General features: G+C 64.3%; 22 protein-coding genes and 1 pseudogene. 17 read left to right on the top strand and 6 right to left on the bottom strand.

Translation table 11 applies throughout. The features are described 5' to 3' along the window. Positions 1 to 92: 92 nt before the first annotated feature. Positions 93 to 464: a DUF2784 domain-containing protein gene (locus AC1MHZ_RS15290; protein ID WP_084853523.1), complete on the top strand. Its 372-nt coding sequence runs from the start codon at positions 93 to 95 to the stop codon at positions 462 to 464. Here AC1MHZ_RS15290 and tam read toward each other — a convergent pair. Further along, positions 454 to 1,230, bottom strand: coding sequence for a trans-aconitate 2-methyltransferase (tam, locus tag AC1MHZ_RS15285; protein ID WP_084853525.1), 777 nt, complete (start codon positions 1,228 to 1,230; stop codon positions 454 to 456). The two genes, AC1MHZ_RS15290 and tam, sit on opposite strands and share 11 nt — an antisense overlap. A 194-nt stretch (positions 1,231 to 1,424) precedes the next feature. Here tam and AC1MHZ_RS15280 point away from each other — a divergent pair. Next, positions 1,425 to 2,300, top strand: a pseudogene (locus tag AC1MHZ_RS15280) (MCP four helix bundle domain-containing protein); the annotation flags it as partial. Continuing rightward, positions 2,292 to 3,155, top strand: coding sequence for a methyl-accepting chemotaxis protein (locus AC1MHZ_RS15275; RefSeq protein ID WP_416768150.1), 864 nt, complete (start codon positions 2,292 to 2,294; stop codon positions 3,153 to 3,155). The pseudogene AC1MHZ_RS15280 and the gene AC1MHZ_RS15275, both read left to right, overlap by 9 nt. A gap of 117 nt (positions 3,156 to 3,272) precedes the next feature. Here AC1MHZ_RS15275 and AC1MHZ_RS15270 read toward each other — a convergent pair whose 3' ends face one another. After that, the gene (locus AC1MHZ_RS15270) at positions 3,273 to 4,679 is read right to left on the bottom strand and encodes a purine-cytosine permease family protein (RefSeq protein ID WP_084853529.1); all 1,407 of its coding nucleotides are present in this window, start codon (positions 4,677 to 4,679) and stop codon (positions 3,273 to 3,275) included. Between the two features lie 315 nt (positions 4,680 to 4,994). On the opposite strand from AC1MHZ_RS15270, the gene AC1MHZ_RS15265 reads away from it, so the two are divergent. The 9 genes from AC1MHZ_RS15265 to AC1MHZ_RS15225 all read left to right on the top strand — a co-directional run bounded on the left by AC1MHZ_RS15265 (position 4,995) and on the right by AC1MHZ_RS15225 (position 12,243). Further along, a complete protein-coding gene (locus tag AC1MHZ_RS15265; protein WP_196143078.1) occupies positions 4,995 to 5,480 on the top strand; it encodes a flavin reductase family protein in 486 nt (161 codons plus the stop codon). An 88-nt stretch (positions 5,481 to 5,568) separates the two neighbouring features. Next, positions 5,569 to 6,612, top strand: coding sequence for an LLM class flavin-dependent oxidoreductase (locus tag AC1MHZ_RS15260; protein ID WP_084853533.1), 1,044 nt, complete (start codon positions 5,569 to 5,571; stop codon positions 6,610 to 6,612). Between the two features lie 188 nt (positions 6,613 to 6,800). Then, positions 6,801 to 7,397 (top strand): amino acid synthesis family protein, encoded by a 597-nt coding sequence (locus AC1MHZ_RS15255; protein WP_084853534.1) that lies wholly within the window; start codon positions 6,801 to 6,803, stop codon positions 7,395 to 7,397. Between the two features lie 71 nt (positions 7,398 to 7,468). Beyond that, positions 7,469 to 8,302, top strand: a complete 834-nt coding sequence (locus tag AC1MHZ_RS15250; protein WP_084853536.1) for an alpha/beta fold hydrolase — start codon at positions 7,469 to 7,471, stop codon at positions 8,300 to 8,302. Then, entirely contained in the window at positions 8,299 to 9,780 is a 1,482-nt protein-coding gene (locus tag AC1MHZ_RS15245) for an aldehyde dehydrogenase (protein WP_324815942.1), read from the top strand. The genes AC1MHZ_RS15250 and AC1MHZ_RS15245 overlap by 4 nt, the downstream gene beginning before the upstream one ends. Before the next feature lie 14 nt (positions 9,781 to 9,794). Continuing rightward, positions 9,795 to 10,280 carry a flavin reductase family protein gene (locus AC1MHZ_RS15240; protein ID WP_084853539.1) on the top strand — a complete coding sequence of 162 codons (486 nt, stop codon included), beginning with the start codon at positions 9,795 to 9,797 and terminating at the stop codon, positions 10,278 to 10,280. Between the two features lie 163 nt (positions 10,281 to 10,443). Beyond that, positions 10,444 to 10,833, top strand: a complete 390-nt coding sequence (locus AC1MHZ_RS15235) for a carboxymuconolactone decarboxylase family protein (protein ID WP_046617259.1) — start codon at positions 10,444 to 10,446, stop codon at positions 10,831 to 10,833. A gap of 91 nt (positions 10,834 to 10,924) precedes the next feature. Next, entirely contained in the window at positions 10,925 to 11,677 is a 753-nt protein-coding gene (locus AC1MHZ_RS15230) for a GntR family transcriptional regulator (RefSeq protein ID WP_482966575.1), read from the top strand. Positions 11,678 to 11,679: 2 nt separating this feature from the next. Next, the gene (locus AC1MHZ_RS15225) at positions 11,680 to 12,243 is read left to right on the top strand and encodes an NUDIX hydrolase (RefSeq protein WP_480460023.1); all 564 of its coding nucleotides are present in this window, start codon (positions 11,680 to 11,682) and stop codon (positions 12,241 to 12,243) included. 125 nt (positions 12,244 to 12,368) lie between these two features. On the opposite strand, the gene AC1MHZ_RS15220 is transcribed toward AC1MHZ_RS15225, so the two are convergent. The 3 genes from AC1MHZ_RS15220 to AC1MHZ_RS15210 all read right to left on the bottom strand — a co-directional run bounded on the left by AC1MHZ_RS15220 (position 12,369) and on the right by AC1MHZ_RS15210 (position 13,768). Then, complete coding sequence (locus AC1MHZ_RS15220; RefSeq protein ID WP_324815952.1) at positions 12,369 to 12,857, bottom strand: RES family NAD+ phosphorylase; 489 nt, start codon at positions 12,855 to 12,857, stop codon at positions 12,369 to 12,371. After that, positions 12,839 to 13,345 (bottom strand): type II RES/Xre toxin-antitoxin system antitoxin, encoded by a 507-nt coding sequence (gene parS / locus AC1MHZ_RS15215; RefSeq protein WP_084853545.1) that lies wholly within the window; start codon positions 13,343 to 13,345, stop codon positions 12,839 to 12,841. Before parS ends, AC1MHZ_RS15220 begins: the two co-directional genes overlap by 19 nt. Positions 13,346 to 13,474: 129 nt before the next feature. Beyond that, positions 13,475 to 13,768, bottom strand: coding sequence for a DUF1330 domain-containing protein (locus AC1MHZ_RS15210; RefSeq protein WP_084853547.1), 294 nt, complete (start codon positions 13,766 to 13,768; stop codon positions 13,475 to 13,477). A gap of 77 nt (positions 13,769 to 13,845) precedes the next feature. Here AC1MHZ_RS15210 and ribBA point away from each other — a divergent pair, with 77 nt between their 5' ends. The 5 genes from ribBA (at position 13,846) to AC1MHZ_RS15185 (ending at position 19,234) form a co-directional block, all read left to right on the top strand. Continuing rightward, positions 13,846 to 14,967 carry a bifunctional 3,4-dihydroxy-2-butanone-4-phosphate synthase/GTP cyclohydrolase II gene (ribBA, locus tag AC1MHZ_RS15205; RefSeq protein ID WP_482966574.1) on the top strand — a complete coding sequence of 374 codons (1,122 nt, stop codon included), beginning with the start codon at positions 13,846 to 13,848 and terminating at the stop codon, positions 14,965 to 14,967. Between the two features lie 344 nt (positions 14,968 to 15,311). Further along, complete coding sequence (locus AC1MHZ_RS15200) at positions 15,312 to 16,337, top strand: polyamine ABC transporter substrate-binding protein (RefSeq protein WP_084853550.1); 1,026 nt, start codon at positions 15,312 to 15,314, stop codon at positions 16,335 to 16,337. Continuing rightward, on the top strand, positions 16,334 to 17,251 hold the full coding sequence (locus AC1MHZ_RS15195) for an ABC transporter permease (RefSeq protein WP_324817342.1): 918 nt from the start codon (positions 16,334 to 16,336) through the stop codon (positions 17,249 to 17,251). Before AC1MHZ_RS15200 ends, AC1MHZ_RS15195 begins: the two co-directional genes overlap by 4 nt. Before the next feature lie 5 nt (positions 17,252 to 17,256). After that, on the top strand, positions 17,257 to 18,066 hold the full coding sequence (locus tag AC1MHZ_RS15190; RefSeq protein ID WP_465001182.1) for an ABC transporter permease: 810 nt from the start codon (positions 17,257 to 17,259) through the stop codon (positions 18,064 to 18,066). Positions 18,067 to 18,085: 19 nt separating this feature from the next. Further along, positions 18,086 to 19,234 carry an ABC transporter ATP-binding protein gene (locus AC1MHZ_RS15185; protein ID WP_482966573.1) on the top strand — a complete coding sequence of 383 codons (1,149 nt, stop codon included), beginning with the start codon at positions 18,086 to 18,088 and terminating at the stop codon, positions 19,232 to 19,234. Between the two features lie 129 nt (positions 19,235 to 19,363). Here the strand turns inward: AC1MHZ_RS15185 and AC1MHZ_RS15180 are convergent, their stop codons facing one another. Beyond that, complete coding sequence (locus AC1MHZ_RS15180) at positions 19,364 to 20,275, bottom strand: LysR family transcriptional regulator (RefSeq protein ID WP_084853558.1); 912 nt, start codon at positions 20,273 to 20,275, stop codon at positions 19,364 to 19,366. Positions 20,276 to 20,319: the final 44 nt, after the last annotated feature.

Genomic DNA, 20,319 nt, shown 5'->3' with positions numbered 1-20,319 from the left:
GGAGCCGGTTTGCCGGCGATAGGCCAGACACAATTTCCATCGTACTGGCAAGAGACCTATGCTCAGGTAACGCTTCTTCGCGGACTCCCAGCATGCTCCCCCGCCTCGCCGCCGACGCCCTGGTCCTCCTGCACCTGGCCTTCATCCTGCTGGTGTTGTTCGGCGGCCTGCTGACGCTCAAGTGGCGCCCTGCCCTGTTCATTCACCTGCCGGCCATGGCCTGGGGCCTGGCTGTGGAATGCCTGCACCTGGGCTGCCCGTTGACTGTCTGGGAAAACCGCCTGCGTGCCGCCGCGGGCCAGGCCGGCTACCCGGGCGGCTTCATCGAGCATTACATCTGGCCGTTGATCTACCCCGCCGGGCTGACGCCGCAAATCCAGCTCCTGCTGGGCATGTTCGTACTGCTGCTGAACCTGGCTGTATATGGCTACGTGGCCTGGCGCTGGCGCCGCGCTAGCGGGTAGCGACCACGAACAACCGTGGGAACGGCAACAGCACCTTGCCATCGCTGGCAGGCGGGTAGTCCTGCTGCATCGCCTGCAGGTAGAGCTGCAGGAAATCCGCCTGCTCCCGTTCATCCAGCCGTGCCAGATACGGGCGCAGGGCCGAGCCCTTGAACCACTCCACGACCGCTTCGGCACCACCGGCCATCGGGTGATGGTAGGTCGTGCGCCACACATCTACTCGGGTGCACAGGGGGCTGAGCAGGTCGTAGTAGAACGCCGCGTTATGCCGTGGCGGCAGCGAAAAGTCGGCGAACTTGCCCGCCCATGGCCCTTGGCTGGCGATCTCGCGCAATTGCCGATGGGCCGGTTCATCGATGTTGTCCGGTGTTTGCACGGCCAGGCTCCCGCCTTCGGTCAATTGCCGCACCAGATGTGGGTACAAGGTGCCATGGTCGGGTACCCATTGCAGCGATGCGTTGGCCAGGATCAGGTCCTGCGGCTCGCTGGCTGTCCAGCTGGCGATGTCACCGATTTCGCAGCGCACCTGGGGTACGCACAGGCGCCGCCGCTGACGCGCTTTGTCGATCATGTCGGGATCGCTGTCCAGGGCCACCACCATGGCATCGGGGTGTTGGCCACGCAGCACTTCGGTGGAGTTGCCCGGGCCGCACCCAAGGTCGGTGGCGTGACGCACCGGGCGTGGCGGCACTGCGGCCAGCAGGTCGCGCACAGCGCGGGTGCGCTCGTCCTCGAACAGGGAATATTGGGTAGCGGACCACGTCATGACAGGCTCCTTCGGCAAACTGAATAGTCAGCATAAGCCATGCGTCGACCAGGCGTCGCCCTGTCCGCCTGACACAGGGCCTGGTCAATGGCGCAAGGACTTTCGTCGAGGTCGTTTTGGGGGTACCAAAGCGTCGTTGAGCGCCTACCCATAAATGATGGCCATATGTCATCATTCTGCTAAAAACAATAAGGATGGTAAGGATTTATTTTCAACTCTCAGCGCATCATGAGTGCAAATACCCGACCCGTGCCGTCTTGTCCGTGCTCTTGATGCCGCTACCGCCAAGGAAATCTCACATGCAACTACGGAATCTGAAAATCGGCATACGGGCAGCCGGCGTATTCGCCCTGTTGGGTCTTCTGGTCCTGGCCATGGGCCTGATCGCGCTTTACGAAACCCGCAAGATGGACAGCGCCACGGACGAGATCCGTGTGAACTGGCTGCCGGCAATCATCTCGCTGGGCGATATCAGCAATGGCCTGGGGCGGGCCAGGGCGCTGACCCTGCGCAGCGCTCTGGAAGAGCAACCCGCCGCGCGCAAGGTCGTCCTGGACAAGATCGTCGAGATCAACCAGAAACTTGAGAAAGACCTGAAGGTGTACGAAGGTACCATCGTCGTCGACGAAGACCGTGCCTTGTTCAACACGTTCATGCAGCTGAGCGAGCGCTACCATGGCCAGCAGCGATCCATTCGTGACGCCGTCGCCGCCGGGCAGCTCGACGACGCACGCCGGCTGATCAATGGCCCTATGGCCGAATACGCCGACAGTATGATGAAGGCACTCGGTGCGCTCATCCAGTACAACGCCCACAACGCCGAACAGTCGTCCCTGCGCAGCAGCACGGCGTCCGATGAAGCCTTCGCGCTGATCGTGGGCACCCTGGTGGTGATTCTGCTCGCCCTGGTCGCCATCGCCCTGCTGCTCACCCGCAGCATCGTCCTGCCCCTGGCCGACGCCGTGCAGGTCGCCGAACGGGTGGCCACCGGCGACCTGACCCGCGATATTCAAGTGGACGGCCGTGACGAGCCGGCACAACTGCTGCGCGCCCTGGGCCGCATGCAACAGAGCCTGCGCGAGACGCTGCGCAAGATCGCCGCCTCCTCCGACCAGCTGGCTTCTGCCTCCGAGGAGCTGCACACGGTCACCGAAGACACCAGCCGCGGGCTGCACCAGCAAAGCGCCGAAATCGACCAGGCCGCCACGGCAGTCAACCAGATGACCGCCGCCGTCGAGGAAGTGGCCAACAACGCGGTGAGCACCGCCGATGCGTCCAAGGGCGCCGACCAGACCACCCGCGACGGCCGTGACCAGGTCAACCAGGCGCTGGCGTCTATCCAACACCTGGTCAACGACGTAACCGGGACCTCCGAGGAAATCGAACAACTGGCCAGCAACGCCAACGAGATCAGCCGGGTGCTGGATGTGATCGGTGCCATCGCCGGGCAAACCAACCTGCTGGCGCTCAACGCGGCCATCGAAGCGGCCCGTGCCGGCGAGGCCGGCCGCGGGTTCGCCGTGGTGGCCGATGAAGTGCGCGCCCTCGCCCACCGTACCCAGCAGTCCACTGCGGAAATCGAGCAGATGATCAGTGGTATCCAGTCCGGCACGGAGCGCGCGGTGAGTGCCATGCACACCAGCCAGGGCCGCGCCAACGGTACGCTGGAGGTGGCCCAATCGGCTGGCCAGGCATTGGAAGTGATCGCCGAGGCCATCGCCTCGATCAACCAACGCAACCTGGTGATCGCCAGCGCCTCGGAAGAACAGGCCCAGGTGGCCCGCGAGGTGGACCGCAACCTGGTCAATATCCGCGACCTGGCCATGCAGACGTCGGCGGGAGCCAACCAGACCAGCGCCGCAGCCCAGGACCTGTCGCGGTTGGCGGTGGAGTTGAACGCGATGGTGGCTCAGTTCAAGCTGTGAGCCAGCGGGGCCGCGATGCGGCCCTATCGCTGAGCAAGCCCGCTCCCACAGAGGCGAAATCCAGCTCATTGTGGGAGCCGGCTTGCCGGCGATTGGGCTGCATGGCAGCCCCTGGTATCAGTCATTCACACGCACGGCCCGCACCACACCGCTCGGTTTCTTGCTCCGGGTCGCCAGGCAGTAATACAGCGGGCACGTCACCAGCAATCCGAACAGCCACGACAGGTCCGCCCCTTCCACCAGGTTCGAATACGGCCCGACATACAACGACGTGTTGGCGAACGGCAACTGCACCAGGATGCCGCAGGCATAGGCAATGATCGCGTGGTGGTTGAAGCGCCCATAGATGCCGCCATCGGCGCGGAAGATCGAGGCGATGTCGTACACGCCCTTCTTGATCAGGTAGAAGTCGATCAGGTTGATCGACGCCCAGGGCACCAGCACCAGCAACAGCGCCAGGATCAGCCCGATGAACTGGCCGATGAAGTCGGCCGAGGCGTTGAGCGCCACCAGCCCGCACGCTGCCAGGATCACCGTGGCCAGCACCACCCGCACCTTGACGCTTGGCGTCCACTGGGCCGCGAAGGTCTGGATGGCGGTGACGATCGACAGCACCGCACCGTACAGGTTGAGCGCGTTGTGGCTGATGATGTTGCACAGGAACAGCACCATCAGCACCGGCCCCAGCCAACCCGTCGCCTGCTCCACCGCCGCCATGGCGTCGGTGCCTTCCGGTACGCACAGCACCGCTACTGTACCGAAAGTGAAGCACAGGATGGTCCCCAGGGTGGCGCCGAAATAGGTGGCCCAGAACGGCTTGGCGATGCCCACTTCACGCGGCAAGTAGCGCGAATAGTCGGAGGTATAGGGCGAGAAGCTGATCTGCCAGATCACCCCCAGCGACACAGTGGCGATGAACCCTGACAGGTTGAACGCGCCGCGGCTGAAGAAGTCCGTCGGCAGCGCCTGGCTGAACATCATGACGAAGCCTGCCAACAGCGCCGAACCCATCACCCAGGTACCGATGCGGTTGAGGGTATGGATGAAGCGGTAGCCGATCACGCCGATGGCCGTGGCGCTCAGGGCGCCGATGACGATCGCCATGGGCATCGGCACGCCAGGGGCGATGCCATGGATCGACTTGCCCGCCAGCACGATGTTGGAAATGAAGAACCCGACATAGATCAACGCGGTGAAGAACACGATCAGCAAGGCGCCGTAACGCCCGAACTGCCCGCGACTCTGCACCATCTGCGGGATGCCCAGCTGCGGCCCCTGCGCAGAGGCCAGGGCGATGACCACGCCACCCAGCAGATGCCCCAGCACGATGGCGACCAATCCCCACACCAGGTTCAGGTGGAACACCTGGACCACCATGGCACCGGTGACGATGGGCAGCGGCGCGATGTTGGTGCTGAACCAGAGGGTGAACAGGTCACGCGCCTTCCCATGGCGCTCGGCAGGTGGAACGTAATCGACCGTGTGATTTTCGACAAACTGGTGTTGCGACGACGGTTGGGACATGGTTTTCAGCTCGAAAGGTCGTTTTTTATCTTTGTAGGAAACCGCTCGAGGCGGCCTCTCAGCTGCGCACCATATTATGGTATTCCAAACTTTTGACAACACTGCGCTGCGCTTTTTCAGCGCATCTGATCTGCCTCGCGCCCCGTCTCGAAGTTTCCGTCTGGCTGACAAACCCACTGAATTCGGGGCCTTTACCGTTTATCGCCTATGAGCCCGCAGAAAAAATTCTGCTTGCAATCGATGTCTTACGGTATACCATCAGACACATCAACGATAAAAATGCGGACCACCGCTGCTCTACCCGAGGAACACGCCATGATCGACGCAACCGTCTACAAGAACGTCCTGGGCTCCTTCCCGTCCGGCGTCACGGTCATCACCACCCTGGACGACGACGGCTCGATCGTCGGCCTCACTGCCAGTGCCTTCTCGTCCCTGTCCATGGACCCACCGCTGGTGCTGTTCTGCCCTAACTACAGCTCCGACTCCTACCCCGTGCTGATCAAGCAGAAGCGCTTCGCCATCCACCTGCTTTCCGGTGAGCAGCAGGCCGAGGCCTACGCGTTCGCCAAGAAAGGCAAGGACAAGGCCGCCGGCATCGAGTGGTCGCTGAGCGAGCTGGGCAACCCGCTTCTGGCCAACGCTACCGCGATCATCGAGTGCGAGCTGTGGCGTGAATACGAGGGCGGCGACCACGCCATCATGGTCGGCAAGGTGCATAACCTGATCGTGCCCGAGGAAGCACCACGGCCAATGGTGTATTGCCGCGGCAAGATGGCCAGCCTGCCAGCCTTCGCCTGAATCACCAGCGGGATTGCCCGCTTGTCGTGCATCAGATCTGACCGCCTGCTCCGGCAGGCGATAACAACAAGCTCCGAGGAAAACCCCCATGAAATTTTCGTTGTTCGTGCACATGGAACGTTGGGATGAGCAGGTCAGCCACCGCCAGCTGTTCGAAGACCTGACCGAACTGACCCTGATGGCCGAGCGCGGCGGTTTCAGCACTGTATGGATCGGCGAACACCACGCCATGGAATACACCATTTCGCCCAGCCCCATGCCGCTGCTCGCCTATCTGGCCGCGCGCACCGAGACCATCCGCCTGGGCGCCGGCACCATCATCGCGCCGTTCTGGAACCCGATCCGCGTGGCCGGCGAATGCGCCCTGCTCGATGTGATCAGCAACGGGCGCATGGAAGTGGGCCTGGCCCGGGGCGCCTACCAGTTCGAGTTCGACCGCATGGCCAACGGCATGCCCGCCACAGACGGCGGCAAGGCTTTGCGCGAAATGGTTCCGGCGGTACGCCAGCTGTGGCAGGGCGACTATGCCCACGAAGGCGAGGTATACAAGTTCCCGACCTCCACCAGCGTGCCCAAGCCGGTACAGCCAGGCATGCCGCCGATGTGGATTGCCGCCCGCGACCCGGACTCGCACAACTTCGCGGTCAAGCACGGCTGCAACGTCATGGTCACCCCGCTGATGAAGGGTGACGAGGAGGTCCTGGACCTGAAGAACAAATTCCAGGCAGCCCTGGACAACAACCCCGAGGTGCCTCGCCCGCAACTGATGGTGCTGCGCCACACCCATGTGCACAGCCCGGACGAACCCGAGGGCTGGAAAGTCGGCGCCCAGGCCATCTCGCGCTTCTACCGTACCTTCGATGCCTGGTTCGGCAACAAGACCACCCCGGTCAACGGCTTCCTGGAGCCCAGCCCGGAGTCGAAGTTCGCCGAGGTACCAGCGTTCGAGCTGGAGAACATCCGCAAGAACACCATGATCGGTACGCCCGAGCAGATCATCGCGCGCATCAAGTACTACCAGGAACTGGGCGTCGACGAATTCAGCTTCTGGTGTGACAACAGCCTGCCCCATGCCGAGAAGAAGAAGTCGCTGGAGCTGTTCATCAAGGAAGTGGTGCCGGCGTTCGCCTGAGTTTTGTTAGTTGGGGCGCAGCTCGCGATGCGCCGCGCGGGCTGCGCTCGATTTTCCAGGCGCAGCAAATCCCCCCAACCCGCCTTTCATCCGCCCCGCCACATAAATTTCAGGCAACCTCTTGCACTACTGATATTATGGTATACCATCAGACAACAAGAGCTGATAACCCTCACCTGGAGCCCTCCATGAGTTTCGAAATCCGCAAGATCGTCACCTACTCCGAAGAGACCCGTATCGAAGGCGGCAAGGCCACCGACAAGCCGGTGACCATGGTCGGCCTGGCCGTGGTGATCAAGAACCCATGGGCCGGTCGCGGTTTCGTCGAGGACCTCAAGCCGGAAATCCGCGCCAACTGCTCCGACCTCGGTGCGCTGATGGTCGAGCGCCTGTGCGCGGCCATCGGTGGTGCCGACAAGATCGAAGCCTATGGCAAGGCGGCCGTGGTCGGTGCCGACGGTGAGATCGAGCACGCGTCGGCCGTCATCCACACCCTGCGCTTCGGCAATCACTACCGCGAAGCTGTCCAGGCCAAGAGCTACCTGAGCTTCACCAACAAGCGCGGCGGCCCGGGCACCTCGATCCAGATTCCGATGATGCAGAAGGACGACGAAGGCCTGCGTTCGCACTACATCACCCTGGAGATGCAGATCGAAGACGCCCCGCGCGCCGACGAGATCGTCGTGGTCCTGGGCGCAGCCGACGGCGGCCGCCTGCACCCTCGCATCGGCAACCGCTACATCGACCTGGAAGAACTGGCCGCCGAGAAGGCCAACGCTCAATAACAACAACCAGACGGGCCGGGGCGTTGCGCGCAAGCACTGGCGCCACGCCCGCCCTTCGAGGAGCGCCCTCCATGATTCAGCCTGTTGCTGAACGTACACCCGCCGGGACCAGCTACCTGAGCCTCGGCCAGGGCCAGCCCGTGGTGCTGATCCACGGCGTGGGCCTTAACAAGGAAATGTGGGGCGGGCAGTTCGTCGGCCTGTCCAGCGACTACCGCGTCATCGCCTACGACATGCTTGGCCACGGCCAGAGCCCGCGCCCTGCCGCCGACACCGACCTTGCAGGCTACGCCGCACAGTTGGCCGAGTTGCTTGATCACCTGCAGATTGCGCAAGCTGCGGTCATCGGTTTTTCCATGGGCGGCCTGGTCGCCCGAGCCTTCGCCCTGCATCACCCGCAGCGCCTGGCGGCTCTGGTGGTGCTCAACAGTGTGTTCAACCGCAGCCCCGAGCAGAGCGCCGGTGTCATCGCCCGTGCCGCCCAGGCCGCCGAGCACGGCCCCGACGCCAATGCCGAAGCGGCGCTGGCGCGTTGGTTCAGCCGTGAGTACCAGGCAGCCAACCCGGCCCAGGTCGCGGCCATTCGTCAGACCCTGGCCGGCAACGACCCGCAGGGCTACCTGACCACCTATAAATTGTTTGCCACCCAGGACATGTACCGCGCCGAGGACTTGGGCAGCATCCAGGTACCGGCACTGATCGCCACCGGCGAGCACGACCTGGGCTCGACCCCGGACATGGCCCGCCAGCTGGCGGCGCGTATCCCAGGGGCACGCAGCGTGGTGCTGGCCGAGCAGCGGCACATGATGCCGGTGGAGGCGCCGCGCGAAGTCAACAAGATGCTGCTGGACTTCCTCAAGCAAGCCCGCACGTTCACCGAATCCGCCAAGGGGATAGTGGCATGACCCTCGTACGTTTCCAGATGTGCATCGACGGCCAATGGTGCGATGCGCAGAGCGCCAAGACCTTCGACAGCCTCGATCCGGCGACCGCGCGTCCTTGGGCGCAGCTGCCCGATGCCGATGAAGCCGATGTCGAGCTGGCCGTGCAGGCCGCCCAGCGTGCCTTCGAAAACCCAGCCTGGCGTGGCCTGACCGCCACTGCGCGAGGCAAGCTGCTGCGCCGCCTGGGCGACCTGATCGCCGAGAACAAGGAGCACCTGGCCCAGCTGGAGAGTCGTGACAACGGCAAGCTGATCCGCGAAACCCGCGGCCAGGTCGGCTACCTGCCCGAGTTCTTCCACTACACCGCAGGCCTTGCCGACAAGCTCGAAGGCGGCACCCTGCCCCTGGACAAGCCGGACCTGTTCGCCTACACCGTGCACGAACCCATCGGTGTGGTGGCCGGGATCATCCCTTGGAACAGCCCGCTGTACCTGACCGCGATCAAGCTGGCCCCGGCCCTCGCCGCCGGCAACACCATCGTGCTCAAGCCGTCCGAGCATGCCTCGGCGACCATCCTGGAGCTGGCGCGGCTGGCCCATGAAGCCGGCTTCCCGGCAGGTGTGGTCAACGTGGTCACAGGCTTCGGCCCTAGCACTGGTGCGGCGTTGACCCGTCACCCACTGGTGCGCAAGATCGCCTTCACCGGCGGCGCGGCAACCGCCCGCCACGTGGTGCGCAGCAGCGCCGAGAACTTCGCCAAGCTGTCGCTGGAACTGGGTGGCAAGTCGCCGAACATCATCTTCGCCGACGCCGACCTGGACAGCGCCGTCAACGGCGCCGTCGCCGGCATCTATGCCGCTTCCGGGCAAAGCTGCGTGGCAGGTTCGCGCCTGCTGGTGCAGGACGAGATCTTCGATGAGTTCGTCGCACGCCTGGTGGAGCGTGCCAAGCGCATCCGCATCGGCAACCCCCAGGATGACGCCAGCGAGATGGGCCCGATGGCCACCGCCCAACAGCTGGCCGTGGTCGAAGGCCTGGTCGCCGCGGCCAAGGCCGAGGGCGCCAAGCTGCACCTGGGCGGCAAGCGCGCCGAGGTCGAGGGTGATGGCTGGTTCTATGAGCCGACCCTGTTCGAGTGCGACAGCAATTCGATGAAGATCATGCAGGAGGAAGTGTTCGGCCCGGTGGCGGCGGTGATCCGCTTCAAGACCGAGCAAGAGGCCCTGGCCATCGCCAACGACTCGCAGTTCGGCCTCGCCGCCGGTATCTGGACCCGCGACCTGGGCCGTGCCCACCGCCTGGCCCGCGACGTGCGCTCAGGCATCATCTGGGTCAATACTTACCGCGCGGTCTCGGCCATGGCTCCGATCGGTGGCTTCAAGAACAGCGGCTATGGCCGCGAAAGCGGCATCGATTCGGTGCTCGCCTATACGGAGCTCAAGACGGTGTGGATCAACCTCTCCACCGCCCCCATGCCCGACCCGTTCGTGATGCGTTGACCGAGGGCACGAAGATGATCGAACCAGGCATCTACAAAGACGTGATGGGCTCCTTCCCGTCCGGCGTCACGGTGGTCACCACCCTGGACGCCGACGGCGCCATCGTCGGCATCACCGCCAGTGCCTTCAGCGCGCTGTCGATCGACCCGGCGCTGGTGCTGTTCTGCCCCAACTACGCCTCCGACACCTACCCGGTCCTGCGTGACAGCAAGCAGTTCGCCATCCACCTGTTGTCTGCCGACCAGACCGCCGAGGCCTATGCGTTCGCCGGCAAGGGCAAGGACAAGGCCAAAGGTGTGCAGTGGCAACTGAGCGAGCTGGGCAACCCGCTGCTGGCCAAGGCCACGGCGATCATCGAGTGCGAGCTGTGGCGCGAGTACGACGGTGGCGACCATGCGATCATCGTCGGCCAGGTGAAGAACCTGATCCTGCCCACCGAGCCGGTGACCCCGATGGTGTATCACAAGGGCAAGCTCGGCGCGCTGCCAACGCTAGGCTGAATCACGGGGCCGCGACGCGGCCCATCGCAGGCTTCGCCAGCTCCTACATGGTCGGCTGTGAGAGCCTGCGATGGGCTGCGCAGCAGCCTCACTGTTTCCGGGGGCCGCGCATCCCCCCTCACCTTCGGTTGCGGCCCCCTTTTTTCACGCAGGAGCACGGCGCATGAGCAACGAGAAATACGAAAAAGGCCTGCAGATCCGCACCCAGGTGCTGGGTGAGGACTATGTCAATCGTTCGATCCAGAACGCCGACGACTTCACCAGGCCCTTGCAGGAGCTGGTCACCGAATATTGCTGGGGCCATGTCTGGGGCCGCGAAGGCTTGTCGCTCAAAGAGCGCAGCATGATAAACTTGGCCATGATTTCCGCGCTCAACCGGCCCCACGAGCTCAAGCTGCACATCCGCGGCGCCTTGCGAAATGGCCTGAGCCGTGAACAAATTCGCGAGATCCTGCTCCAGGTCGGCATTTATTGCGGCGTACCCGCGGCGGTGGACAGCTTCCGCCTGGCCCGCGAGGCGTTCGCCGAAGCCGATGCGGAGTCAACCCGTTAACAGCGGGCTGTTCGAACCACGCAAGGAGAGCGCCCCAGGTTCGTGGTGCTCCCCTGATCGCGGCCGGGCAGCCTCATTCAGAGCGCACTCGATGAAACGCCAGCCCCTCGACGACAGCTTCAAGGTCAACCGCAACCCCGTTACCCTGCGCGAAATCGTGCTCGACAAACTGCGCGGGGCGATCATGAACTTCCACCTGCTGCCCGGCGATCGCCTGGTCGAACGCGACCTCTGCGACCGCCTCGGGGTCAGCCGCACCTCGGTCCGCGAAGCGCTGCGCCACCTCGAATCCGAGGGCCTGGTGGAGTTCGCCGACGCCAAGGGGCCGCGGGTGGCGATCATCACCCTGGAAGACGCCCGCGACATCTATGAGCTGCGCTGCGTGCTCGAAGGGCTGATCGTCCAGCTGTTCACCCTCAATGCCAAGGTCAAGGACATCCGCGCGCTGGAACGTGCCCTGGAAGTCAACCGCCAAGCCTTGGAGGAAGGCGAGCTGCAACAGGTGCTGGAGTCGGTGCAAGGGTTCTACGACGTCCTTCTGGAAGGCTCCGGCAACCAGGTCGCCGCCCAGCAGCTGCGCCAGTTGCAGGCCCGTATCAGCTACCTGCGCGCCACGTCGGTGTCCCAGGAAAACCGTCGCGGCGCCAGCAACCAGGAAATGGAAAAGATCGTCGAGGCGATCAAGAGCGGCGACCCGCAGCGTGCGCACCAGGCCTCGGTCGACCATGTACGCGCCGCCGCCAAGGTAGCCCTGGACTACCTGCGCCAGAAGCAGGAAGACAACACCAAAGTCCGCGACATCGTCGAACCCCTGCCCCTCAAAGACCCCCGCATAGGCCGCTGACCATGCCCCCCGCCCCGCGCTATTGCCCGCACTGCACAACGGAGCTCGCCCGGGGCGTTCCCAGCGGCGACACCCATGAGCGTCTGCATTGCGCCGGGTGTGGCTATGTCCACTACATCAACCCCAAGATCATCGCCGGCTGCATCATCGAGCGCGATGGCAAGTACCTGCTGTGCCAACGCGCCATCCCCCCTCGCCCCGGCACCTGGACCTTGCCGGCCGGCTTCATGGAGGCCGGCGAGACCACCGAACAGGCCGCCTTGCGCGAGGTCTGGGAAGAAAGCGGCGTACGCGGCGAGATCGTCTCGCCCTATTCGATTTTCAGCGTGCCCAAGATCAGCGAGGTGTACATCATCTTCCGCGCCATCGCCACGGAAGAGACCGGCCAGTACGGTCCCGAGACCCTCGCCTACCGCTTCTTCGCACCCGACGAGATTCCCTGGGACGAGATCTACTACCCCGCTATCCGCCAGATCCTCGAGCGCTACATCCTCGAGCGCCAGGCGGGGGTGTATGGCATCTACATGGGCAACGACGATACCGGCAAGGTGCACTTCATCCGCTGATAGGTTGCCAAATTGTAGGGCTGCGCTGCGGCCTGATCACCGGCAAGCCGGCTTCCACCTGCCTGCGCTATTTTCAGAGGCACCGTCGTACCTGTGGGAGCCGGCTTGCCGGCGATTGGGCCGGGTCAACCTGTGCGCACCTTGAACATTCGCTCGTCATAGGCGAAATCGAACACCTCGCGCACACGGACCTCGCGTACCGCCGGGTGCAGCGGGTTGACCACCAGGTTGCGCTCCAGTTGCAGCACCACCGAAGGCACGATGAGCCCCAGGTGGCTGCGCGCTTCGAGCCAGCGCGTGCCGAACAGCATGCTGGGGCTGTCGGCCGGCAGCGCATCCCAGCCGGCAGGCAGCTCGCCGGCTGCAGGCTCCAGGTACAGTGCCGGATCATCGGGCAGCTCGAAACAGGTGATCTTGAGTGGAAACTGCGGGCGACCGGCCGCATGAACGAAGGTCTCCAGCGTACAGATCGCCGGCGACAAGCCCATGTACAGCGCCGGCACGTCGATCTGGTTCCAACGCCCACCCACGATGGCCGCGCCCCTGCCGCTGAGATCATCCGCCCGGGAAGCCTTGGCGACGCGCCAGGCCAGCATCAGACGACGCCACCCCATTCCAGGGCCACCAGCGCCCGGCGTACCTGCTTGGCACCGATCTCGGTCTCGCACAGCATTACCGGGGCCATACCGCCAAGCGCATCGTTGGGCCGAGACATCCACGCCACGGCCGGCGCTTCGCCTTCAAAGACCGCCACCGCCTGATGGGTGATTTCGGCGATGCGGTCCAGGCGCTCGGAGGCCACGGCATCGAGCGGCTGGTTATCGCGCACACGGCGCTCGAGGGTCGAGATCGATGCATTGAACAGCGCCGCCAACTGTTTTTCCGGCAGGCTGAACAGGCGCTTGACCTCCTGATAAAGCTTGGCCGGCAAACCGTCGCGGATCTGTACCAGACGCTGGGCCTCGGTCAACTGATCGTGGGCCTTGGAATAGCCCCAAAACACACCGCCCGCCTCGCGGACCTCGAGCGCTGCCTTGCGCCCGCCTTCGATCGTGGCGTAACGCGCACGACGGGCAGGTGCCTTCTTGGTCGTCTCGATCATGTTCACCTCATTTGGTGATAAAAAAGCATCAAATGAAGGATACATCGACTGAAAGGCCGTTGCACGGGTCTTTCTGTGCGGCGAGCGACCTTGCGTCGCGAAAGGACCGAACCCGGCCCCATGGCATTCTCAGGGCGCGACGCCCTCGACAATGATCACCTCAGCCCTCGCCACACCTTGCCGATACCCGCACGCCTCCTGGTACGCCTCGGACCGGTAGCACGCCAACGCCTGCTCGTACGAGTCGAACTCGATCACCACGCTACGCTGTGGGGTAGGCCTTCCTTCCATCGCCTCGCTGCGCCCGCCACGGGCCAGCAGGCGGCCGCCAAACGCAGCGAAGGCCGCCGGGGCGCGTTGGGTGTACTGCTGGTACTGCTCGGGGTCGGTGACATCCACGTGGGCGATCCAGTAGGCCTTCATCCATCACTCTCCTGAAAAAGGTTATTTATGTATGATGGTATACCATAAAAACCACCCTACCACAGCGAGTGTGCAACATGGCTTTCAACAGCATCGAAGAACTCCTCGAGGACTACCGGCACGGCAAGATGGTCTTGCTGGTGGACGACGAGGACCGTGAAAACGAGGGCGACCTGCTGATCGCCGCCGAGCGCTGTGACGCCCAGGCCATCAACTTCATGGCCCGCCACGCGCGCGGGTTGATCTGCCTGACCCTGACCGACGAGCATTGCCAGCGCCTGGGCCTGGAACAGATGGTGCCGGCCAATGGCAGCGTGTTCAGCACCGCCTTCACCGTGTCCATCGAGGCCGCCACAGGCGTCACCACCGGGATCTCCGCCGCCGACCGGGCCCGGACCGTGGCGGCAGCCATGGCCCCCGACGCCCGCCCCGAAGACCTGGTGCAGCCTGGCCATATCTTCCCCCTGCGCGCCCGCGAAGGCGGCGTGTTGACCCGTGCCGGGCACACCGAGGCCGGTTGCGACCTGGCCCGCCTGGCCGGCTTCGCCCCCGCCTCGGTGATCGTCGAAGTGCTCAACGACGACGGCACCATGGCCCGGCGCCCGGACTTGGAGCTGTTCGCCGAACACCACGGCATCAAGATCGGCACCATCGCCGACCTGATCCACTACCGCCTGAGCACCGAGCAGACCATCAAGCGCATCGGCGAGCGCGAACTGCCCACCGTGCATGGCACGTTCCGCCTGGTGACCTACGAAGACCGCATTGAGGGCGGCGTACACATGGCCATGGTGATGGGCGATATCCGCCGCGACCAGCCGACCTTGGTGCGAGTGCACGTGATCGACCCGCTGCGCGACCTCGTCGGCGCCGAATATGCGGGCCCCGCCACCTGGACGTTGTGGGCGGCACTGCAGAAGATCGCCGCCGAAGGCGCGGGCGTGGTGGTGATCCTGGCCAACCACGAATCCTCCCAGGCGTTGCTCGAACGTGTGCCGCACCTGACCCAGCCGGCCAAGCCGTTCCAACGTGGCCAATCGAAGGTGTACTCGGAAGTCGGCACCGGCGCACAGATTCTCCAGGACCTGGGTGTGGGCAAGCTGCGCCACCTCGGCCCGCCGTTGAAGTACGCGGGGCTTGCCGGGTATGAGCTGGAGGTGGTGCAGAGCATTCCGTTCGAGCCTGCCGGGGCCATCTGAACCTAAAGACGCCACGCTTCCCCTGTAGGAGCGGGCTTGTCCCGCGATTGGGCCAGGCAACACAACATTGTTGTGACGACTGACGCAATCGCGGGACAAGCCCGCTCCTACAGGGGAAGCGTGGCGTACTGCTGTCTGAACATACGTTTTTAGTGATGGCCGGTCGCCCTCAACCTCTTGCGAAAAGTTTGGAATACCATAATATGATATCCCGTAGACCTTGAATTCTTGGCCACCTACACTGACAACAAATGGCCAAGCGACATCGTTGGATAGCTGCTCCCCCACTACATGGCGGGCGACAGGAAGCCCGCTCGAATAACAAGATCATGAGGGCGTCAACCATGCTGTTAAGCAAACGAGTCACCGCTGTGCTGTCCGCCAGCCTGCTGTCCCTGGCCTGCCAAGCCACCCTGGCCGCCGACAGCCTGAATTTCGTCAGCTGGGGCGGCACCACCCAGGACGCCCAGAAACAGGCATGGGCCGAACCCTTCAGCGACAGCACCAAGATCAAGGTCGTGCAGGACGGGCCCACCGACTACGGCAAGCTCAAGGCCATGGTCGAGAGCGGCAACGTGCAATGGGACGTGGTCGACGTCGAAGCCGATTTCGCCCTGCGCGCCGCCAGCGAGGGCCTGCTCGAGCCCTTGGACTTCACCGCCATCCAGCGTGATCGCATCGACCCACGCTTCGTCTCCGACCATGGCGTGGGCTCGTTCTTCTTCTCCTTCGTGCTCGGCTACAACGAGGGCAAGCTCGGCGCCAACAAGCCGGTCGACTGGACGGCACTGTTCGACACCAAGACCTACCCCGGCAAACGCGCCCTGTACAAGTGGCCAAGCCCTGGTGTGCTCGAGCTGGCCCTGCTGGCCGACGGCGTACCGGCCGACAAGCTCTACCCGCTGGACCTGGACCGCGCCTTCAAGAAGCTCGACACCATCAAGAAGGACATCGTCTGGTGGGGCGGTGGCGCCCAGTCCCAGCAGTTGCTGGCCTCAGGCGAAGCCTCCCTCGGCCAGTTCTGGAACGGCCGGGTCTACGCCCTGCAGCAGGATGGCGCACCCGTGGGTGTGAGCTGGAAGCAGAACCTGGTCATGGCCGATTTCCTGGTCATCCCCAAGGGCGCCAAGAACAAGGACGCGGCCATGAAGTTCCTGGCCAATGCCAGCAGCGCCAAGGGCCAGGCCGACTTCGCCAACCTGACCGCCTACGCCCCGGTCAACCTTGACAGCATCGCCCAGCTCAAGCCCGAGCTCGCCCCGAACCTGCCGACTGCCTATGCCCAGGACCAGGTGACCCTCGACTTCGCCTACTGGGCGAAGAACGGCCAGGCCATCGCGGCCCGCTGGAATGAGTGGCTGGTCAAATGAAAGTCGCCATCAATGCCCTGCACAACGCGCAAGGTGCCCCCAGCGGCACCGGCACGCCGGGGGCGGCCGTGCGCCGTCCGACCTTGAGCCAACGCTGGCGCGGCAGCCGCAACCTGCTGCCGGCCCTGGCGTTCCTTGGCCTGTTCTTTTTCGCGCCGTTGATCGGCCTGTTGCTGCGCGGCGTGCTGGAACCGGTACCGGGGCTGGGCAACTACGAACAGCTGTTCGCCAACTCGGCCTATACGCGGGTGTTGCTCAACACTTTTTCCGTGGCCGGCCTGGTGACCGTGATCAGCGTGCTGCTGGGCTTTCCACTGGCCTGGGCGATCACCCTGGTGCCACGAGGCTGGGGCCGCTGGTTGCTGAACATCGTGCTGTTGTCGATGTGGACCAGCCTGCTGGCCCGCACCTACTCCTGGCTGGTGCTGCTGCAGGCCTCGGGGGTGATCAACAAGGTGCTGATGGCGCTCGGCATCATCGATGCGCCGCTGGAGATGGTGCACAACCTCACCGGCGTGGTGATCGGCATGAGCTACATCATGATCCCGTTCATCGTGCTGCCGCTGCAGGCGACCATGCAGGCCATCGACCCGATGGTGCTGCAAGCCGGCTCCATCTGCGGTGCCAGCCCCTGGACCAATTTCTGGAAAGTGTTCATCCCGCTGTGCCGCTCGGGGCTGTTCTCCGGTGCGCTGATGGTGTTCGTCATGTCGCTTGGTTACTACGTGACGCCCGCCCTGCTCGGCGGCGCGCAGAACATGATGTTGCCTGAATTCATCGTCCAGCAGGTGCAGTCGTTCCTCAACTGGGGCCTGGCCAGCGCCGCCGCCGCGTTGCTGGTGCTGATCACCCTGGTGCTCTTCTACTTCTACCTGAAGCTGCAGCCGGAATCCCCGGTCGGCAACGCGAGGTAAATGCCATGCTCCTGACTCCCAACGCCATGGGCCGACCGCTGCGCACTGGCCTGTACCTGACCACCGGGTTGATCGCGGCCTTCCTGCTGCTGCCGATCCTGTTCATCGTGCTGCTGTCGTTCGGCTCGTCCCAGTGGCTGGTATTCCCGCCTCCGGGCTGGACCTTCAAATGGTACGAACAGTTCTTCGCCAACCCCGAGTGGATGGACGCCGCTCTGGCCAGCCTCAAGGTCGCCGTGCTCACCACCGTGTGCGCCGTGCTGCTGGGCCTGCCCACAGCCTTCGCCCTGGTACGCGGGCGTTTCCCGGGCCGCGAGTTGCTCTATGGCCTGTTCACCCTGCCGATGATCGTGCCGCTGGTGATCATCGCCGTAGCGGTGTATGCCCTGTTCCTCAAGCTCGGCTACACCGGCACGCTGTTTTCCTTCGTGGTCAGCCACGTGATCGTCGCCCTGCCGTTCACCATCATCTCGATCATCAACTCGCTGAAGCTGTTCGACCAATCGATCGAGGACGCTGCGGTGATCTGCGGCGCCTCGCGCTTTCAGGCGATCTTCAAGGTGACCTTCCCGGCGATCCGCCCGGGGATGATCGCCGGCGGCCTGTTCGCCTTCCTGGTCTCCTGGGACGAGGTGGTGCTCAGCGTGATGATGGCCAGCCCCACCCTGCAGACCCTGCCCGTGAAGATGTGGACCACCTTGCGCCAGGACCTGACCCCGGTGATCGCCGTCGCCTCGACGTTGCTGATCGGCCTGTCGGTCCTGGTCATGGTCATCGCCGCCGCCTTGCGCCGGCGCAACGAAGTCAGCGCCTGAGCGCTCGGAGACAATAACAATGAGTGCAGTGATCAAAGATGCCGCGCCCGCCAAGACCCTGGTCAGCCTGCGCAACCTGAACAAGCACTACGGTGACTTTGCCGCCGTGGACAACATCACCCTGGACATCCAGGACGGCGAGTTCCTGACCTTCCTAGGCTCCAGCGGCTCGGGCAAGTCCACTACCTTGTCGATGCTGGCCGGCTTCGAGACCCCCAGCAGCGGCGAGATTCTGGTCGACGGCCAGTCGCTGGTGAAGGTACCGCCGCACAAACGCGACATCGGCATGGTGTTCCAGCGCTACTCGCTGTTCCCGCACCTGTCGGTACGCGACAACATCGCCTTTCCCCTGGCGATCCGCAAGCACAGCGCCGCCGAGACGGCCAAGCGGGTCGACGCCATGCTCAAGCTGGTGCAGCTCGAGCAGTTCGCCCATCGCCGCCCCGCGCAGCTTTCCGGTGGCCAGCAGCAGCGTGTGGCCATTGCCCGGGCGCTGGTGTACGAGCCACGCATCCTGCTGATGGACGAACCCCTCGGCGCCCTGGACAAGAAACTGCGCGAAGACCTGCAGGACGAGCTGCGCCAACTGCACCGGCGCCTGGGCATCACCATCGTCTACGTGACCCACGACCAGGAAGAAGCCATGCGCCTTTCCCAGCGCATCGCGATCTTCAGCCATGGCAAGATCGTCGGCCTGGGCAGCGGCTTCGACCTGTATCAGAACCCACCGAATGCCTTCGTCGCCTCGTTCCTGGGCAATTCCAACTTCCTTCGGGTCAAGGCCACCAGCAACGGCGCGGCCAGCTTCGAGGGGCAATCGTTGGCGATCCGCCTGACCGCCGGGCTGACGGTCGGCCAGGATGCGCTGATCATGGTGCGCCCGGAGAAGGCCCTGGCCCTGACGGCCGACCAGGCCACGCGCGAGGTATTGCCGGCGGGTTGGAACGAGGTCTCGGCCAAGGTGGCGGAAGTCCTGTTCCTCGGCGAAAGCCAGACCTGCCATGTGGTGACCGCAGGAGGCACGGAAATGACCGTAAAGGCCCTGTCGGCGGCGGGAATGGCGATGCAGCCTGGCGATAGCGTGAAGGTGCGCTGGGCAGTGGCCGACGCCTGCACCTACACCGAGTGGGCCGAAAGCGACTTGAACAAGGCCGCGGGCGCCCATTGATCACATCGCCCCATCGCGGGACAAGCCCGCTCCCACAGGGGCAGCGCATTTCTTGAAGCTTGCGCTGCATTTTGTGGGAGCGGGCTTGTCCCGCGATGGAGCGGTGAAAGCAACGGAAAAACCAACTGCCTACGCAGGCAACCGATACCGCTCGGCAAAGTATTGCCGGAAGAATTCCACCGCCACCCGCACCTTGGCCGAGCCGGCCAGGGGTGAGGTGTACACCGCCCAGATATCCGCTGCCTGCTGGTAACCCTCCAACACATGCACCAGGCGCCCGTCGGCGATGTTGTCGTGCACGTCCCACCATGAACGCAGCAGGATGCCCCGCCCATCCAGGCACCATTGGTGCGCCACCTCGCCATGGTTGCTCGACAACGCGCCGGTCACCCGTACGCTCTCTTCGCCATCAGGGCCCTCCAGGTGCCACACACCGAAGGGGTGGTCACGTTCCTTGATCACCAGGCAGTCATGGCTGGCCAGGTCCGCCAGGCTTTTCGGCGTACCGCGCCGTGCCAGGTACCGAGGGGCCGCGCACAGCACCCGGCGGTTGCGTGCCAGGGGCTTGGCGATCAGGTTCGGGGCGATGACGTTGCCGACCCGGATGTCCAGGTCCACTCCTTCGGCGATCAGGTCCACCAGGCGGTCGTGCACATCCAGGCGGATGTCAAGCTTCGGGTAGCGCGCCGCCAGCTCCGACAGCGCTGGCGCCACGAAGCGCCGGCCCAGACCCAGGCTGCTGGCGATACGCAGTTGCCCGGCAGGTTCGCGCTGGCCGGCATTGAGGTCGTCGTCCATACGCTGCAGGGCTTCGAAGATCTGCTGCGCCCATTGGTACACCCGCTCGCCCTCCTCGCTCACCGTCACCCGTCGGGTGGTGCGGTGCAACAGGCGTACGCCGAGGTTTTCCTCGAGCAGGCGGATGCGCTTGCTGACGAAGGCCGCAGACATCCCCCGCTCATCCGCCACCGCGGCGAAGCTGGCGCGGCGCGCCACCTGCAGGAAGATATCGAGGTCGTCCAGGTTCGGCAGATTATTCACGATTCGTGCACCAAGAATTGATGAATCACCGGATTATCTCCGGA

The organism is Pseudomonas sp. FA-1 (genome assembly GCF_056856075.1).
Note: the sequence above shows the minus strand (reverse complement) of the source record. Positions and strands in the feature narration are given on the sequence as shown.